The following is a 14,595-nucleotide window of genomic DNA, read 5'->3' on the forward strand; positions in this document are numbered from 1 at the left end:
ATGCTCACTCAAGACGTCATCGATGCACTGCTGACTCCCGTCTCCGAAGGATCTCCCTGCGGCGACGACCTGGAGTATGACGCGGCATTCATCAGTTTGGAATCGGCCGCAAAGCGTAAGCCGGAGCAGCAGTTCGGCGACACCCTGATCCCCGCCGTCGAGCCGGAATGGCCGCAGGTGCAGGAGCAGGCCATCGCCCTGCTCTCGCGCACCAAGGACCTCAGGCCGTGCGTGCTGCTGCTGCGCGCGTCCACCCGGTTGCAGGGTGTGGCCGGGTTTGTGCTGGGCCTGCAACTGCTCACGGGTCTGCTGGAGCGGTACTGGAGCAGCATCCACCCCGCGCTCGATGCCGATGACGACAACGAACCGACGATGCGCCTGAACGCACTCGCCCCGCTCGGCGACGATGCCCTGGTCGTGCGCGATCTGCACCATGCGGTTCTCGGCGACGCACGCGGCGTGGGCCTGATCCGTGTGCGCGATGTGGCGATTGCCCGCAATGTGCTGAGCTCCAACGACGCGACCTATTCCGCATCCCAGGTGGAAGGCGCCCTGCGGGCATTCTTTCCGACGACGGCAATGCGGCGCAGGCGATGCGGGCCACCTCAAGCGAGCTGTCGCGTCTCAGGCGAAGCATTGGCGAACACACGGGGCGCGCCGAGGCCGTCGACTTCTCGCGTCTCGAGACCATTGGCAAGCTGCTGAGCGACATCGCCGCTGAAGCGCCCGCCCAGCCGGGCGACGCGTCATCCTCCGCCATCGATGGCTCGGGCGCAGCGCTGGCAGCCAGCACCAACGCGTCGGCGGGTCACGCGCCCACGGTCAGCGGTCCGATCCAGACGCGGCAGCAGGCGATGCAACTGCTCGATCAGGTGATCCAGTTTCTCGAACGTACCGAGCCCGGAAACCCCGCACCGCTGCTGATTGACCGGGCCAAGCGGCTCATCGGTGTGAGCTTCCTCGAAATCATCAACAACCTCGCGCCCGATGCCATGTCCACCATCGCGAACGTCACCGGTGCGCGAGTCGACACCGAGTCTTCGCAATGACCCGGACCGCCATCGGCGAACCCACTCACATGACCCACTCAAACGCTCATCCACAACCTGTTCCGGGAGTCATTCATGTCCAAGAGTAGCCAGAAGTTCATCGCCCGCAATCGCGCGCCGCGTGTACAGATCGAGTACGACGTGGAGTTGTACGGTGCGGAAAAAAAGGTCCAGCTCCCGTTCGTGATGGGCGTGATGTCCGACCTGTCCGGCAAACCCGAGAAGCCGCTGGAGCCGGTAGCGGATCGCAAGTTCATGGAATTCGACATCGACAACTTCGACTCGCGCATGAAGGCCATGCGGCCACGCGCCGCGTTCGAAGTGGAGAACACGCTCACGGGTGAGGGCAATCTCAAGGTCGACCTGACCTTCGAGAGCATGGAGGATTTCTCTCCCGCCGCCGTCGCCCGCAAGGTGGATGCGCTTCGCAAGCTGCTGGAGGCGCGCAACCAGCTCGCCAATCTGGTCACCTACATGGACGGCAAGAACGGCGCCGAAGAACTGCTCGCGAGAGTGCTCGAAGACCCGGCCCTGCTCCAGACCCTGGCCAGCACCAAGGCACAGGGCACGGACGCCGCAAAACCTGCCGAAGGAGAAGCATGATGGACAACACCAGCCAGACACCGCAAGGCGCGTCGCTCAAGGACGTCGAGTACGCAGGCAGCGACTTTGCATCGCTGCTGCAAAAGGAATTCAAGCCTCGCAGCGATGAAGCCAGAAGCGCCGTGGAACAGGCCGTGCAGACGCTGGCTCAGCAGGCGCTCGGTCAGTCGCAACTCATCGGCAAGGACGTCACGCAGTCGATCCAGTCGATGGTGGCCGCGATCGATGCCAAGCTCACCGAGCAGATCAACAAGGTATTGCACCAGCCTGAATTCCAGAAGCTCGAGAGCGCCTGGCGCGGTCTGCACTACATGGTGAGCAACACCGAAACCGACGAACACCTGAAGATCCAGGTGATGGACATGTCCAAGCAGGAGCTGGCCAAGAATCTCAAGAAGTTCAAGGGAGCGGCCTGGGACCAGAGTCCGATCTTCAAGAAGGTCTACGAACAGGAATACGGCCAGTTCGGCGGCGAGCCCTTCGGGCCATCGTGGGCGACTACCACTTTGACCACACGCCCCCGGACGTCGAACTGCTTGGCGAAATGTCCAAGATTGCCGCGTCGGCCCATGCTCCATTCATTACCGGCGCGGACCCGAGCCTGATGCAAATGGAGACCTGGCAGGAACTTGCCAATCCACGCGATCTGACCAAGATCTTCCAGACGCCCGAGTACGCCGCGTGGCGCAGTCTGCGCGAGTCGGATGATTCCAAGTACCTGGGCCTGTGCATGCCGCGCTTTCTTGCCCGCACGCCCTACGGAGCGAAGACCAATCCGGTGGAGGATTTCGACTTCGAGGAGGATGTGCAAGGCACGCATCACACCAACTACGCATGGGCCAACGCCGCCTACGCCATGGCGACCAACATCAACCGTTCGTACAAACTGTATGGTTGGGGATCACGCATTCGCGGCATCGAATCGGGTGGCGCGGTTGAAAACCTGCCGCTGCACAGCTTCCCGAGCGACGATGGCGGGGTGGACCAGAAATGCCCCACCGAGATCGCCATCAGCGACCGGCGCGAGGCCGAGCTTTCCAAGGCCGGACTGCTCTCGCTCATCCATCGCAAGAACTCGGACTTCGCTGCCTTCATCGGCGCGCAGTCGCTGCACCGGCCTGCGGAGTACGACGATCCGGACGCCACGGCCAACGCCAATCTGGCGGCGCGCCTGCCCTATCTGTTTGCCTGCAATCGCTTTGCTCACTATCTCAAGTGCATCGTGCGCGACAAGATCGGCAGCTTCAAGGAACGCGACGAGATGCAGCGCTGGCTCAACAAATGGATCATGAACTACGTGGACGGCGATCCGGCCAATTCCTCGGAAATCACCAAGGCACAAAAACCGCTCGCGGCCGCCGAGGTGGTGGTCGAGGAAGTGGAAGGCAACCCCGGCTACTACACCAGCAAGTTCTTCCTCAGGCCGCACTACCAGCTCGAGGGATTGACCGTGTCGCTCAGGCTGGTCTCCAAGCTGCCTTCGGCAAAGGGCGCTGCATGAGCGCATTTTTTACCTAGCCTCTTCACAACATCGCGTTTTCGGTCGGTTTGTCAGCGTCTTTTTTGCTGACGGGATTTCTTTTGTCTTTTTTTCTCTTCATCCATCCCCGCGTTTGGTTCGCGGGTCTCAACCCAGGAGTTCAACATGTCCAGCGACTTTCATATCAAGCTTGATGGCGTCAGCGGTGAATCCACCCACAAGAATCACAAGGACGAGATCGAAATCCTGTCCTGGTCATGGGGCGTGGTAAACGCGTCGGGCTCGGGTTCCGGAGGTGGCTCGGGCAAGGGCAAGGCAACGCCCCAGGAACTGACCTTCATGCACAAATACGACAAGGCATCGCCCGTACTCGCCCAGAAATGCGCGGACGGCAAGCATTTCAAGGATCTCGTGCTGACCTGCAGAAAGTCCGGCGACGGTCAGCAGGAGTTCCTGAAGGTCTCCCTCAAGGAGGTTTTCATCTCCACCGTGCAGATCAACGGCTCTCAGGGCGGTGACCTGCTGGAGGCCGTCAGCGTCAGCTTCAAGGACATCGAGACGGCCTACAAGCCGCAGGACGACAAGGGTGCCGGCAAGGGCGAGGTGAAATTCGGCTGGAACATAGCCGCGACGGAAGTGCGTTGACCCCTGCGACCCACCAAACGCAACTGGAGGCAAGGCCATGGCCATCACCGTCATTTACTACAGCATTGCATCGGGACGTTCCGCCCACTTCTACGACCTGACGGGCGCCGTGGGAATGGGCTCCAAGGTGCCAAACCAACTGGAAGACGTCCTGCTTGCGCAAACACTCATGGACATCATCTTCTACATCTATCCGATGCAAAAATTTCAAGGTCCGTCGAGCATCGGGAAATTGAACGTGGATGGCAAATACACCACCAATACGCATTTGCACCTGGCACATTTCAAACAGCAGATGCGAAAAAAAGGCTATGCCACGCCTTCCGACGGGAAGATGGATCCGATCCCGGGTGGCCCCTATAAAAAAACCCGCCGAGGCTACTTGCCGGTTCTCAACGCGATGAACGACATGGCACTGCAATGCTGTACGCAGGCCCAGCATCCAAATGACTATGTGCTGCACGGCCCGCGAGATCGGGACACATTCCAAGTGGACCCCGGCTGCTCGAGGCGCTGCAAAAAAACAGGAGAACCGACCCCGACAACTGGCCGCCACATCCCTTGCCACTGTGATCTTCGATGCGTCTGGCGGTTCAGGCTGCCAGATGTATCGACACCGTCGTTCCGCGCCCGTGACCCGAGCGCAGTCCGATGCGCGCGCCCAGCAATTCGGCCAGATGCCGCACGGTCGCAAGGCCCAGCCCGCAGCCTTCGGCCGCTGGCTTGGTGTCGATGAGTCGGCGCTCGGTGACGGATGCGGCCATGGCCTGCGGTGACTGAAGTTCGCGAACCAGTCCCTCGCCCGTGTCGCAGACGTCGATGCGCACGCCGCCGGTTTCACGCCGCACGCCCACCAGCACGCCGCCATTCTGGGTGTTGTGAAGCGCGTTGGATACGAGGTTGTTGAGCACTCGCGTGAGGATGGACACATCGCCGCGCGCACTCAGATCGGTGGGACGCACGACCAGACGCAAGCCGCGCCTTCGCGCCAACGCATCGAATCGGCGGCCCACGTCGTCCAGCAACGGAGCCAACTCGACGGGGCGGGTGCGGGGACCGAGATCGTTTGCCTTCATTTCGGTCAGGTCGAGCATGCCGGCACTGAGGCGATCCAGCGCCTCCATCGACTGGCGAACCCGAATCGCCGCATTGAGCTGCGACGGGGACAGCGCTTCCCCGGACAGGGCGTCGGAGAAAAACAGCGCCGCCTGCAAGGGCTGGCGCAGATCGTGAACCGCCGCAGCGAACAATTGCACATGCGCCAGATCCTGCGCCTTGAGCTGCGCATTCTCACGCCGCAATTGCTCCAATTGCGCCGACATGTGGGCCAATTCGCAAGACTCACCGACTCCACGCCCCTTCAGCATGGCGCGTTGGAGAACTCTTCGGATCGCTTCCATGTGGTATGCCCTCGCTCCTTTTTTGGACTGTATTTGGACTTATTCCTTCGCGATTGTGCTCCTATCCGCAAAAAGGTAAACAATTATTTTTGCGATTCAATTGTTTTTTTAAAACAGGAGCACGCAAGGCCTACAGCCAAGGCCCAAGCGCAGGGGTTGGCTGCAAAACCTTCAGAGCAGTACCGTCCGGTCTTCGGCCTGCATGCCCACCCAGATCACCAGAGCGGTGAAATTGTCGCTTCCGGGCTTGGAAAGCGACGATATCCGGGTATTGAGCTGCGCCACCCATTGGGCCGCCGAAGCGCAGCCGCGTAGCGCATCGAGCAGGCCTGCATCGCCCAGCACTTCCCAGACGCCGTCCGAGCACAGCAGCAGCACATCGCCTGCGCGCAACTGCATGCCGCTGGACACGGCGATATCCGGCGGTTCTTCGTTCGAGCCCAGCGCCGACAGCAGCACGTTGCGTTGCGGATGCCGACGCGCGCCCTCCTCGTCTAGCATGCCGCCCGACACCATCTGCTGCACCAGACTGTGATCCGTGGTGCGCGCCACGATGGCATGGTCGCGAAACAGATAGGCGCGGCTGTCTCCGCTGTGCGCCCACATCATGGATTCGGTGTGCAGGTCGATCACCGCGAGCACGGCGGTCGAACGCATGTGCGCGAGGCTGCCGCCCTGCGCCTGCAAGGAGACGATGTCCGCATTGGCCTGCTCCAGCAGAGCCCGCATGCCGGAAGCGTCGAGCGCCGGGTGCATCGAGAATCCGCCCAGCACGCTGCTCTTGACCGTCTGCGCCGCCACGTCACCGCCGCCATGACCGCCCGCGCCGTCGGCCACGAGGCAGGCGAGCATGTTCCCGTCGTGCCAGTGTCCATGCACGTCTTCGTTGTAGTCGCGTCCGCCCTGGCTGGACAGCGTGGCAATCTCGAATTCCAAGCGCGTCTCCTCGCTGATGTGGCCTTGCTACGTCTCAACGACGATGCTCGTCGCTCTTGAGGCGTGCCATCTGCTGCTCGTAGGCCTCGGCAAAGGCCTTGCCGAACAGCGCATGAAAGTCGTCCTCGGCCTCGCGCGCAATCGTTGCGTAGAGCGCGATGAACTGATCCCACAGGCGCGCCTTGCGTTGTGCGGAAAACAGGCTGTCGAGCGCGGATTTCGCGGCGATCTTCTTCTCGAGATGCTCGGGGCCGAAGCGCTCTATCAACTCGGCAAGCGCAGCGCGCATTCCCACCATCACACCAAATTGATGAGCGCGTAAATCGTCGAACGCGTCGTGCATCGCCGGCTCGGCAGGCATGAAGCCGCGAATTGCGGGGCCGAGCAGATGCGCGAGCGCCACGTCGGCAGTCGGCGAAAACTTCAGCGGATTATTGGCCTGCGCACCGATCAGGGTGACCTCGGCCCGCACCTCGCGTTTGAGTTCCTGGCGCGCCTGCAGCAATTGCAGCGTGCCCTCGGTGCTGCTGCGCAGCAGCACGCCAATGCGCTCCATCAGCGCGGGCGTCAGCTCGGTCGGCATCTGATGCAATGGCCCGACGCCACGCAGGAAAGCGGCCAGCAATGCATCGGCCTCGAGCGAGCCCTGGGCGGCGCGTGGTGCCACCGGTGGCGCAGGCGCAGCGGGAACCGGCGCAGGAGCGGGAACCTGAGCCGGAGCAATGACCGGCGCGGCCCCTCGCTCGCGTGCCATGACCGGCGAGACAAACCCAAAGCGCTCCACGGGCACGTGATCCGGCCTCGGGTCGCCGGTCGCCGCAGGTTGTTGGCCGAAGGACGCAAACGGGTCGTCTGCCGAGGCGTTGGTGTTCGGCTGCAATGGCGAACTGGACGGCGACAGACCCAGCGGGTCATCCCCCATCAGCCCGAGCCCGCTTCCGGATGCCGGTGCACCAAACAGCTCGTCGATGCGGGCGGCGGCACGCACCGGCGCCGAAAAACCGGGCATTCCGAGGTCGGAAAAATCATCCGGCGTAGAGGCTGCCGGTGCGGCAACCGGAGACAGCAGGTCCGCAAAGGGATCGTCATCGGGCGTCTGCGCGGAGGCGGCAGGACGCGGATCTACCGGCCTCGCGGATTCAGGTGTGGACGCCACGGCCACCGGCACGCCGGGCAGGCCCGCGAGCAGATCAGCAAACGGGTCGTCGTCCGGGGTCGACGAAGCGGTTGCCGCCGGGGCCACCTGCTCCATTCCCGGCTGCTTTGGGGTTGAAAGCAACTCCACCGATAGCTCGAACGTGCCCACGAGAAGGCGCGCGCCATCGGTCAATGCAAGCTCGTTGCCATTGCCGAGCGGAACGCCGTTGCATTGCAATGGGTTGCTGCCCCGATCCACCACGAAAAACTCGCCGCCTCGGTGCAGCACCTGGGCGTGAACGCGCGAGACCGTTCGATCCGGGTCGCTGAGCACCAGCGTGTTCGTATCGGCACGCCCGATGGTGCCACCCGCAGGGCCGAAGTCTTGCGCCAGACTGCCATCGAGGGAAACGCCGTGACGTCCGACTACCCGAATACGAATCATGAAATCGCTCCATCAGCCTCGAGCCATCGCTCCGCAGACGGAGCGCCCCGGCTCAGTATCGACGGCCCGTTGCGGCGGCGGAATCTGCCATTTGGCCTAGGGCCAGAGCCACACGACCCACGGCATTGCGCAGTCGTGGGTGAGCCGCGCCTCAGAAATCAGGCATCTCGCATTCGCTCAGCACCCTGTCGATCACCGGTTTGGACAGCACGGCCAGAATGCTCGCGAGTATCGGGAATTCGTTGCCGATGATCGCGAGACTCTTGTCCACCTGCGCCTGGGCCTGCTGCTTGGCGGTGTCGATGGCCGCCGTGCCCGAGTTTTTCGCGATGTTCTTGCCCGCATCCTTGGCCCGCGAGGCCACGGCGGCGGGCTCAGGCGGCTTGCCTTGTTTCGCGTCTTCGATCAGATCGTTCGCGAGCGCCGCGCCCTCCTGCCTGGCTTCGTTGGCAGCGGTACCGGCCGCAGCGTCTGCCGTCTTCGCGCCGGCGTTTTTCGCATCGTCGCCAAAATCCTTGAATGATCCGGGTGACTCGCCTCCAGCGGGCGCGGGAGCCGCAGACGATGGCGCGCCGGCGCCTGGCGGCGCGGGTAGGCCCGGAATGCCTGATCCCGGGAAATCGGGAATGTCGTTGCTCATGTCGTTCTCCTGATTAGGGCCTGTTCACCCCATCTCGCCCACCGCATCCGCAGCCTTGCCGAACAGCACAGCGGCAGCGGGCGGGCCGATGACGCATCCCAGAGTAGCCACCACCGCTCCGGCGGCACCGGTGCCTTCGGTGGCATCCATGGATTCGGCGACGAAATCCACCACGGCACTCAGCGCCGCGCCGATGATCGCGCCGCCTAGGGTTTCGGGAATCAATTTGCCGTACATCCTGTCGCTCATCTTGTCCGTCAGATTGTCTCCAACCATGCTGATGGCTGCGGCCAGCAGATCGCACAGCGACATGCCGACCCAGCGCGTGGTCGGCAAATGGAACTGTATGCCGCACGGCAGGCTGACGGGATCGGAGCAATGCTGGAGCGCAATCATGCATACGGGCGTACACACGGCGATGGGATCGTCGGGCGCCTGCGCGGCTACCAGCAGACCGCCATTGGCCGTCTCCATCACCGAATAGGCAGGCAGAAAATGCTTGTGGCTCGCGCCGATCATCACGGGAACGATGTTGGAGGCCAGGATCGGCGGGATCGGAATATGCGGCTGCATCGTGCCCCAGTCGTTACCGGTGATGGTGTCCAGCATGCCGTCGGTGAGGGTCTGCGTGGTGAACTTGCCGCTCAGGCACAGACTCGGATAGTGGACCAGCAAGGCCAGCCACGGGGCCGTCGGAACCGGCGGGACCGGCAACGGTGGAACCACCGAGCCCGGCCCGATCTTGTGCATGTCCAGACCGAAGCCCGGCAACGGTGGAAACTTGGCGACGCGCATGCTGAAGCTCATGTCAGCCTCTCCCCGCGCAAGGCAATGCGCTTGAGCCACTCCCGATCTTCGCCGGGCATCAGTTCCCGATCCATGAACCAGCTTCGTCCCCAGAGGATTTCCGCGCGCCGCGCATCTGCGTCGATGAACAGTTGCCACATGCGCGCCGGCTCCTGCGGCTGGTCGGGCAGCACGAATACCGGCCGCTCCGCGGGCAGGCAGATATCCCAGCGCGGCAGATCCGCGCGCATGCCCACCAGGCTGACCGTCTCCGTGCCGACAAGCCACGGCAGGCGCAGGCCAATCGGCGCAACGCGCCAACGATCCGGATGCGGGATGTCGGGCACCCGCTCATCGGGCGCGGACACCACATTGCCGCGACTGAAATCCTCCGGCAACTGTCCCCACTCGACCTCGATCACCCCTTCGCAGGTTTGCGCGGGTAGCCGAGCGGTGGCAGGCCCATCATGGCGGTGCGCGGGAACATCGGCACGTCCATGAAGTCCATGCCAGCGGGAACGGGCTTTGCAAGCCATTGCAGCGGATTGCCCGCGCCAAAGCGCTCGGGATTCAGGGGATCGCATTCCAGCTCGATGCGTGGCAGCGCCACGTCGTGCAGCGCTTCGGCAACCGCGTCCGCGACGTAACCCGTTCCCACCGGATTGCGCGCATAGCACAGCGGTGCCACGGCGGGAAGCGTGTCCTTGAGGAATGCGCTGGCGCGCCTGAACTCCAGATCGCCCAATCGCTGCCGGGCCAGTTTCAACGCAAGTTGCAGGGCGACCGCATCCACGCCGCCATAGGCCAGTTCGTAGCGCAGCGGAACGCGCTCGAACCACTGCGGCTCGCTGAACGCGACGCGGCCCCGTTCCACGCGAGTCAGGCGTTCGCCCGACACCCGCAGCTTGTGCGCGTGCTTGCCGATCACCACGCCCGCAAGCATCTCGCGCACGGGCCGCGCGCTGGCCGCGTGACCGCGAATCACCACGTCCGTTCCCGACTGCGTGACCCGCGCTTCGGGCACGGTCTTCATGCTGCCCTCGCGCCCCGCAGCACGCCCCAGCCAGTCGGGCAGCGGCGCATGCGGTACACCAGCGCGATGCACCGGCTCCTGCTGATCCACGCGATACAGCACGCCGTCATCGCCCACGCCGTAGGTGATCTTGCGCAGCACCGCCCATTGCCAGCGCTCCTCGGGCCGATACTGAACCCGCGCGCTGACAAGGGCCAGCGGCGAAGGCTCGAGCCGGTACTGCGGCGCGATCTCGCCGGGCGCCGTATCAAGTATGGAGTGAGGGCGACCGTATCGCATGTCAGCGCTCCAGCGTGAAGTGGGTGTCGCCCGACCACCGCAGGATCGTGCGGCGCACATCGCGCGGCTGCATCATGTAGCGGAACGCGGCCGTGTAGCCCACGATCAGGCGCCGATCCGGCACCAGCACGATCAACGATGCGATTCGCAGCGCGAAACTGCTGCGCAGCGCGCCGACCTCCACGAATGCGCTTGCGCCGCGCTCGTGCTTGGCCACCTCGGGCGGCAAGGCGAAACGGATCAATCCGGATTCGTCGAAGCCCTTGAGCAGCATGTCGCCGCCGAGACCGCCCCTGGGGCAGACAAAATCCGGCGGCGCCTGCTGAAATGAATGCCGCATCATCGCGCCGGTCAGCTTCATTCCGTCGTCGCCGATTTCCTCCCACGAGCCCGGACCGCTGGTGTCGAGCAGCAGGCCGCCCTGCGGTTTCTGCAGGCACGCCGGAACGGGCCGGTCATCCCATTTTTCGATGCGTCGATCCATGCGTTCCAGATTGGGCAACGGGGTTGCCGCAATCGACGTTTCCTCGACGACGAACCCCTGCCCCGCCGGGTTCATCAGAAACGGCAACTGGCGACCATCGAGCGACGCCTTGCCGCCAAACGCGCGGCATTCCGCCAGCTCTACCGACTCAAACGGCTGCGGCGTGCTCGCCTGCCAGGGCTCGTCGTCGCGCAGTCGCTGCCATTGACGATCACCTACCACGTCGTACTGCCGAACGAACCGGCCGCTCGCAACGCCGACGCGCATTTCACGCGCGCGCTTGCCGGTGGGCGCAACCGCGTCACCAAACACCAGAATATCGATGTCCTGACGGCGAAAATCCGAGTCGGGCAGCAGCAAGGTGCCCTCGAAGATTTGCGGCGCGCGCGTGATCGGCCACATCTCGGCGGCGGGCAACGGCGACAGCCCTCCATCCTCGTCCCATGCATAGCTCACGCGGCAACTGAGCAGGCCGAGCTGCTCGATGTCCGAGGTCGATCCCAGCTCCAGCGCTGCGGGAAACGGTGTCTGGTTGTCAAACTTCATTGCGCGACCTGCCGGGGGAATTGATATGCCGGATCGCCCACCATCGGGATCTGGCAGAGTCGCTGGTGCGATATCAGCACCGCGGCATCGGCGGCGGCCGTCGCGCGTGCAACATAGTCCTTGCGGTGATCCGTCACGCCGCGCTTGTTCGCTATGCCCATCGACATGACTGCGTCGTCGCAGTAAAGAATGCGCGCAATGCCGAGAATCGCCTCGCGTTCCTGCTCACGCAACTCTTGCTCGCTCATCGGGTGACCCGCCAGCATCCTCTGCAACTGCTGCTCGCGCACCAGCGACAAAGCCCGCTCCAGGCTCAGGTTGGCGGCGGTATCGCGGATGCTGGACAGAACGGACATGATGCGGTGGCTTCCTGTATTTTTTGGGGCGTGCGGTGAGGCTCGGGCGACTTCACGAGTTCATGCGGATGCGTTCGCCGTCAATGCGCACGTCGTCATTCGCAACGATCAGCGCATCGCCGCTCACGGCCTCAAGCGCAATCGCGTCGGCCGTCACACTGAGTTTTCCACTGGCGCACAGATGCATGTCGCCCGCTGAAACCAGGCTCAGCGATTCCTGTGCATTCAGCGCAAGATGGGGCGCTTCGACCAGCAGCGCCTCGTGCGAACGCAGGCGCATGCGTCCCGAGAGGCACTCGACCACGAATTCCTGCTGCACCAGCGCCACGCGCAGGCACAACTGCCCGTCGGCCGATTGCACGACGAGATCCGATCCATGTCGCAGAACCAGCGCTGCATCGTCCACGGAGCCGGTAGAAAGATCAGGGTTGGGTTTCATGCTTGTCTCGTCTCAGGCATTGATCTTCACAACCCCGGCATCGATCTTCACCTCGGTTGAAGCCCGGGCGGCGATGTTCAGCTTCGCTGCGAGCTGGATGTTGTGGCCGTTGAGCATGATGGTCTTGGCGTCGATCAACACCTCATGCGGCTTGATCGTGATGCTGCTGTCACCCACCTGCAGCAGGATGGAATCGTTGCCGCTTACGATGACATCATTGGCTCCCATCTCAAGCAGATTCCCGCCTTGCAGCGATTGAGTTTCGCTGGCCGATTGCATGAGTGTCGTTGCGTCGACCGTCACCATGGGCGCGCTCAACTGGTACGACGGCGTGTCGATGGAATAGGTGGCCGTGGCAACGCTGCTGATGGCGACCGCGTTCAATGAGTAGAAGCTGTTGCAATTCATGTACATGTTGGTTGCGACAGCGGTCCAGTCAAACGTGGAGATGAACGTGGTGCTTTTCTCCACGACCTCTTTCTTGAAGCCAACGATGGTGATCTCCTGGTCCTTGACGACCTTGAGAAAGTCGTTGCCTCCCACGTCCACCGTGCGCTTGCCTCCCACCGAGGTCTGGCAGACGCCCGCGATTTTGGTGTAGCGGTTGGTGCCTACCTTGCGCGTCTCCATCTTCTCCACGAGCACGTCCAGGTCCTTCTCGGCATGCACGTGAATCTGTTCCTTGCCCTTGGCGTCCTCGAAGCGCAGTTCGTTGAACGTGGAGGTGTCTCCATCGGGCGTGGAGCGCGTCTTGATGCCGCTTTGCGTGTGCGATGCGAATGGCAGCGTCTGCTCGTTGTTGTAGACCCGCCCGATGATGATCGGCCGGTCGGGGTCGCCGTTGAGAAAATCGACAATCACCTCCTGGCCGATGCGCGGAATGAAATACGCGCCCCAGCCTTTGCCCGCCCAGGGCTGCGAGACGCGTACCCAGCAGGTGGAGTTCTCGTCGCTTTCACCGTAGCGATCCCAATGGAACTGAACCTTCACGCGGCCATGCGGGTCCGCAAAAATCTCGTCCCCCTCGGGACCGACGACGATGGCGCTCTGCGGTCCGGGCATGGTCGGTCGCGGCGTCAGACGTGGCGGGCGGTACGGCACCTGCGCCTGCAACGCGGTGATGCCGAAGCGCCCCTGTCCGTTGTCATTCACGCCTGCGGAAATCACCTCGCGGAGCTGGATTTCAAGCCAGTTGTGGCGCACGTCGACAGCAGCGCCAAACAGGGGATTGTCCAGCGCGTGCTCAAGAATCAGGGCGAGCATCTGCTCATGCAGCACTTCGATCTGCCTGGAACCGTCCACGCCCTCGTAACCCGGCTGCCGCACGCACAGCACACAGCCGACGATCAGATAGTCGCCCTCGGGCGCGCCGCCTGTCTCGGCTCCGGCGTATTCAAAGCTCTTGCCCACCGCAACGTCGGCCCAGTTCGTGCGCCCGTCATACAGTTCGCGGCGCGCGGCCAGTTCCTCCATGCGCAGGCGTGCGTGACCTTCGCGATCATCGGGATTGAAATATCCGCCGGGAAACTCGAACACCTCCATGTCCGCGAGTTCGTGCGAATCGGGGTCGCTCTTGTCGCCGAGCAGTTTCTTGCCTATCACCTTGAAGTCGCTGTCACGCGAGGCGTAGGCACCGGAGCCCGCCTGATTCACGGCGGTGAAATAGAACAGTTCGTTGAAGCGCGGCTGCGTTCCCGCCTGATAGGGCCATTGCTTGAGCTGCGCGGCGGCAGGCAGGGTGGAATGCGCCACGGTGCTGGTGTCGGACAGATGCATGGTGCCCGGCGCATCGTGTGCGTCGAACCAGTAGTAGATGCCCTCGTCTTCTAGCAGCCGCGCAATGAACGCGTCGTCCTTTTCCTGATGCTGCACGCAGTAGCGGCGAGGCGGGTGGCTGGCAATGACGTTGTCCTTGTCCACCTTCCTCACCTGCTTCGCGGACGAGCTTTCAAGCACCTCGTCCATCACTTCAAGAACCGTCTGTTCCTGAAAGATGCGCGAATTGACGCGTTTGGAGAGCAACGCGAACCAGGAACGCAGCGTGACGTGATACTGAAAATAGCGCCCGATCTTGGAGAGCTGCGCAAATCGGACCGCATATCCCTGGGCATGGCGCTCGTGCATGGCACCCGACTCGTCGTCAAAGCCCATGACCACATCAAACGCGTGACCGAGAATCTGCCTGGCGTTGATCGAGCCATTTTTCGAGAGAATGCGCAACTCGTAGGCCGAAGGACGGCCAACGCACTCATACCCGGCAATACACCAGAACATCAGATCCGCCTTGACGGGAGAATCGCTTTCAATTCGGAATTCCTGTGCGGCCATGATTCTTGT

At 63.0% G+C, this 14,595-nt stretch carries 15 protein-coding genes and 1 pseudogene; 5 read left to right on the plus strand and 11 right to left on the minus strand.

The genetic code is table 11. The features are described from left to right. The 5 genes and pseudogenes from H9K75_RS03215 (at nt 1) to H9K75_RS03230 (ending at nt 3,777) form a co-directional block, all read left to right on the plus strand. Nucleotides 1-705: a type VI secretion system protein TssA gene (locus H9K75_RS03215; RefSeq protein WP_226858493.1), complete on the plus strand. Its 705-nt coding sequence runs from the start codon at nt 1-3 to the stop codon at nt 703-705. Next, nucleotides 594-1,049, plus strand: coding sequence for a type VI secretion system protein TssA (locus H9K75_RS23405; RefSeq protein ID WP_226858494.1), 456 nt, complete (start codon nt 594-596; stop codon nt 1,047-1,049). Before H9K75_RS03215 ends, H9K75_RS23405 begins: the two co-directional genes overlap by 112 nt. Before the next feature lie 75 nt (nt 1,050-1,124). Further along, nucleotides 1,125-1,652 carry a type VI secretion system contractile sheath small subunit gene (tssB, locus tag H9K75_RS03220; RefSeq protein WP_187724744.1) on the plus strand — a complete coding sequence of 176 codons (528 nt, stop codon included), beginning with the start codon at nt 1,125-1,127 and terminating at the stop codon, nt 1,650-1,652. Then, nucleotides 1,652-3,153 (plus strand): annotated as a pseudogene (gene tssC / locus H9K75_RS03225) (type VI secretion system contractile sheath large subunit). The gene tssB and the pseudogene tssC overlap by 1 nt, the downstream one beginning before the upstream one ends. A gap of 144 nt (nt 3,154-3,297) precedes the next feature. Further along, a complete protein-coding gene (locus H9K75_RS03230) occupies nt 3,298-3,777 on the plus strand; it encodes an Hcp family type VI secretion system effector (RefSeq protein ID WP_187724745.1) in 480 nt (159 codons plus the stop codon). Nucleotides 3,778-4,370: 593 nt separating this feature from the next. On the opposite strand, the gene H9K75_RS03235 is transcribed toward H9K75_RS03230, so the two are convergent. The 11 genes from H9K75_RS03235 to H9K75_RS03285 all read right to left on the minus strand — a co-directional run bounded on the left by H9K75_RS03235 (nt 4,371) and on the right by H9K75_RS03285 (nt 14,586). Further along, nucleotides 4,371-5,099 carry a sensor histidine kinase gene (locus tag H9K75_RS03235; protein ID WP_187724746.1) on the minus strand — a complete coding sequence of 243 codons (729 nt, stop codon included), beginning with the start codon at nt 5,097-5,099 and terminating at the stop codon, nt 4,371-4,373. Between the two features lie 249 nt (nt 5,100-5,348). Further along, nucleotides 5,349-6,113 carry a PP2C family protein-serine/threonine phosphatase gene (locus H9K75_RS03240; protein WP_187724747.1) on the minus strand — a complete coding sequence of 255 codons (765 nt, stop codon included), beginning with the start codon at nt 6,111-6,113 and terminating at the stop codon, nt 5,349-5,351. A gap of 34 nt (nt 6,114-6,147) precedes the next feature. Next, nucleotides 6,148-7,695 carry a type VI secretion system-associated FHA domain protein TagH gene (gene tagH / locus H9K75_RS03245; protein WP_187724748.1) on the minus strand — a complete coding sequence of 516 codons (1,548 nt, stop codon included), beginning with the start codon at nt 7,693-7,695 and terminating at the stop codon, nt 6,148-6,150. A gap of 151 nt (nt 7,696-7,846) precedes the next feature. Continuing rightward, nucleotides 7,847-8,335: a hypothetical protein gene (locus tag H9K75_RS03250; protein WP_187724749.1), complete on the minus strand. Its 489-nt coding sequence runs from the start codon at nt 8,333-8,335 to the stop codon at nt 7,847-7,849. Nucleotides 8,336-8,359: 24 nt separating this feature from the next. Continuing rightward, nucleotides 8,360-9,142, minus strand: coding sequence for a hypothetical protein (locus H9K75_RS03255; RefSeq protein ID WP_187724750.1), 783 nt, complete (start codon nt 9,140-9,142; stop codon nt 8,360-8,362). Continuing rightward, entirely contained in the window at nt 9,139-9,543 is a 405-nt protein-coding gene (locus tag H9K75_RS03260) for a DUF2169 domain-containing protein (RefSeq protein WP_187724751.1), read from the minus strand. Before H9K75_RS03260 ends, H9K75_RS03255 begins: the two co-directional genes overlap by 4 nt. Next, nucleotides 9,540-10,433: a DUF2169 domain-containing protein gene (locus H9K75_RS03265; protein ID WP_187724752.1), complete on the minus strand. Its 894-nt coding sequence runs from the start codon at nt 10,431-10,433 to the stop codon at nt 9,540-9,542. The genes H9K75_RS03260 and H9K75_RS03265 overlap by 4 nt, the downstream gene beginning before the upstream one ends. Before the next feature lies 1 nt (nt 10,434). After that, entirely contained in the window at nt 10,435-11,463 is a 1,029-nt protein-coding gene (locus H9K75_RS03270; RefSeq protein WP_187724753.1) for a DUF2169 domain-containing protein, read from the minus strand. Further along, nucleotides 11,460-11,819 (minus strand): hypothetical protein, encoded by a 360-nt coding sequence (locus H9K75_RS03275; protein ID WP_187724754.1) that lies wholly within the window; start codon nt 11,817-11,819, stop codon nt 11,460-11,462. Before H9K75_RS03275 ends, H9K75_RS03270 begins: the two co-directional genes overlap by 4 nt. A 52-nt stretch (nt 11,820-11,871) precedes the next feature. Continuing rightward, nucleotides 11,872-12,258 carry a hypothetical protein gene (locus tag H9K75_RS03280; protein WP_187724755.1) on the minus strand — a complete coding sequence of 129 codons (387 nt, stop codon included), beginning with the start codon at nt 12,256-12,258 and terminating at the stop codon, nt 11,872-11,874. Between the two features lie 12 nt (nt 12,259-12,270). Further along, nucleotides 12,271-14,586, minus strand: a complete 2,316-nt coding sequence (locus H9K75_RS03285; RefSeq protein ID WP_187724756.1) for a type VI secretion system Vgr family protein — start codon at nt 14,584-14,586, stop codon at nt 12,271-12,273. Between the last annotated feature and the right edge of the window lie 9 nt (nt 14,587-14,595).

Origin of the sequence: Diaphorobacter aerolatus (assembly GCF_014489535.1) — a bacterium.
GTDB lineage: Bacteria > Pseudomonadota > Gammaproteobacteria > Burkholderiales > Burkholderiaceae_C > Diaphorobacter_A > Diaphorobacter_A aerolatus.

What these genes read in the sequence shown, in the direction of transcription:
- H9K75_RS03215 (WP_226858493.1), top strand. Translation starts at nt 1, where the DNA reads ATGCTCACTCAAGACGTCATCGATGCACTGCTGACTCCCGTCTCCGAA.
- H9K75_RS23405 (WP_226858494.1), top strand. Translation starts at nt 594, where the DNA reads ATGCGGGCCACCTCAAGCGAGCTGTCGCGTCTCAGGCGAAGCATTGGC.
- tssB (WP_187724744.1), top strand. Translation starts at nt 1,125, where the DNA reads ATGTCCAAGAGTAGCCAGAAGTTCATCGCCCGCAATCGCGCGCCGCGT.
- H9K75_RS03230 (WP_187724745.1), top strand. Translation starts at nt 3,298, where the DNA reads ATGTCCAGCGACTTTCATATCAAGCTTGATGGCGTCAGCGGTGAATCC.
- H9K75_RS03235 (WP_187724746.1), bottom strand. Translation starts at nt 5,099, where the DNA reads ATGTCGGCGCAATTGGAGCAATTGCGGCGTGAGAATGCGCAGCTCAAG.
- tagH (WP_187724748.1), bottom strand. Translation starts at nt 7,695, where the DNA reads ATGATTCGTATTCGGGTAGTCGGACGTCACGGCGTTTCCCTCGATGGC.
- H9K75_RS03250 (WP_187724749.1), bottom strand. Translation starts at nt 8,335, where the DNA reads ATGAGCAACGACATTCCCGATTTCCCGGGATCAGGCATTCCGGGCCTA.
- H9K75_RS03255 (WP_187724750.1), bottom strand. Translation starts at nt 9,142, where the DNA reads ATGAGCTTCAGCATGCGCGTCGCCAAGTTTCCACCGTTGCCGGGCTTC.
- H9K75_RS03265 (WP_187724752.1), bottom strand. Translation starts at nt 10,433, where the DNA reads ATGCGATACGGTCGCCCTCACTCCATACTTGATACGGCGCCCGGCGAG.
- H9K75_RS03270 (WP_187724753.1), bottom strand. Translation starts at nt 11,463, where the DNA reads ATGAAGTTTGACAACCAGACACCGTTTCCCGCAGCGCTGGAGCTGGGA.
- H9K75_RS03275 (WP_187724754.1), bottom strand. Translation starts at nt 11,819, where the DNA reads ATGTCCGTTCTGTCCAGCATCCGCGATACCGCCGCCAACCTGAGCCTG.
- H9K75_RS03280 (WP_187724755.1), bottom strand. Translation starts at nt 12,258, where the DNA reads ATGAAACCCAACCCTGATCTTTCTACCGGCTCCGTGGACGATGCAGCG.
- H9K75_RS03285 (WP_187724756.1), bottom strand. Translation starts at nt 14,586, where the DNA reads ATGGCCGCACAGGAATTCCGAATTGAAAGCGATTCTCCCGTCAAGGCG.